This is a genomic window from Parvibaculum sp. (genome assembly GCF_035325945.1).
GTDB lineage: Bacteria > Pseudomonadota > Alphaproteobacteria > Parvibaculales > Parvibaculaceae > Parvibaculum.
Window position 1 is genome coordinate 60,159 of sequence record NZ_DAOKYX010000017.1, and the last position, 1,299, is coordinate 61,457.

The 1,299-nt window shown below is 58.0% G+C and carries 1 protein-coding gene; it reads left to right on the top strand.

The window, feature by feature from the left end; all coding sequences use genetic code 11:
* The first annotated feature begins 40 nt into the window (after positions 1-40).
* Entirely contained in the window at positions 41-1,249 is a 1,209-nt protein-coding gene (locus tag PKA57_RS09885; RefSeq protein WP_324300050.1) for a hypothetical protein, read from the top strand.
* Positions 1,250-1,299: the final 50 nt, after the last annotated feature.

Here is a 1,299-nt window from a genome sequence, read left to right on the forward strand (position 1 = left end):
TGCGTCCGTTTAACTGCGTCGAGTAGGTGAGGGTTGTAAAGTGGAGCGTGTACTTCTTGCGCAGCTCGGCGCCAAGGGTGACTGTCTTTATGCAACCATCCTCGCCCGGCAACTCCGACAGGACTTCCCGGATGCGCAAATAACCTGGGCGATCTTCGATCAGAATGCGGACCTGCTCGCCAATAACCCGCATGTCGACAAGATTTGGGAGATACCGCTGGCAGATCGAGGCCAGACAGAGACCATGTGGCGGATTTTTGAGCGTGAAGCGCTTCGGCGTTGCGCAGGCGGGGAATTCGATCGCGTCATTTTCTCCCAGATCGCCCCGGAGAACTTTCAGAATTATGACGGCACCGTCCGGCCGAGCATATTGCGGGCATATGGCAGACCGATCACTGTCCCGATCGAAAGTGTGATCAACCTCACCAGTGATGAGATAGACCGTGTCGAGCAATATGTTCGCGACCAGTCACTCGAAAAATTCCGGCACCGAATTCTTTTCGAATGTACAGCGCAGAGCGGGCAGTCCTTCGTGAACCCCGATCTCGCGCAGGCAGTCGCTGCCGAGGTCTATGCGAGGCTTCCCGATGCGACGGTCATATTCACCACGCATCTTCCGATGAAGCTCAAGGACGACCGATCTCGTTACGCGGGGACGTTGTCTCTGAGGGAAGCAGCGCATCTGACCCATCACTGCACGCTCTTCGTAGGTTCCGGCAGTGGCGGCACCGTAGCGGCGTCGTCGACGGCTTCGGCCCCGCTGCCAATGATTCAACTGTTGAAGAAGTCCACCTATGTCTATGCGTCATTCGCCCATGATTTCGAGTATTTCGACATAAGAGATCGTACGGTCCTCGAAATGACGGATGAACACCCTGCCAGGATCGCCGACTGCATCGCAGCAGTTTGCCGAGACGGGATCGCATCGGCTTTCGAGCGTTTCGACGCCCGCATTCCCGTCAGGTTCGATCATTACTTCAAGAGTATCGAGACGTACCTTTTGAGCCGGCACCGCTATCTCGACGCCGCCCGTTCGCTGACGGCGACGGCCCGCCGATATGGCTGGACCGTGGAACTCATCCGCTTCGGCGAGGAGCGCGTGGCCCGAAATCTGGCTCTCGATCCTCGGTGGCTGTTCCTCTCCAACCGTCATGAAGGCGAACGGTTCAGGGCGTCTCTCGCAGATGCGCGGGCGAACCCTGTCTGTGTCGCCCGGCAGGGACGATGGCGGGACGAAAACGGGAGGTGAGAGCGATGATGCGAGACCCGATTACAAGACTATTTCGTCGAAGGCGCAGG